The organism is Streptomyces sp. XY431 (assembly GCF_001279805.1).
GTDB classification, from domain to species: Bacteria; Actinomycetota; Actinomycetes; order Streptomycetales; family Streptomycetaceae; genus Kitasatospora; species Kitasatospora purpeofusca.
On sequence record NZ_LGDO01000442.1, the window covers coordinates 1 to 225 of the forward strand.

General features: G+C 69.3%; 1 pseudogene. It reads left to right on the forward strand.

From position 1 onward, the window contains the following. Positions 1-225, forward strand: a pseudogene (locus ADK60_RS28235) (IS630 family transposase); the annotation flags it as partial.

Below are 225 nucleotides of genomic sequence, written 5' to 3' on the forward strand. Positions count from 1 at the left end.
GCGGGACGCCTGTCGGTGGCCGGGCTGATTGCGATGCGGCCCGGCTCCCGCACCCGGCTGTGCCATCGGCTGATCACCCACCCCGTGGGCAAGGGCAAGGGCAAGCGCCGCAGCATGAGCGAGCGGGACTTCATCGCCCTGGTCGACGGCGTCCATCACCTCGTCAAAGCACCGATCGTGCTGGTCTGGGACCGCCTGAACACCCATGTCTCCCACGCCATGCGC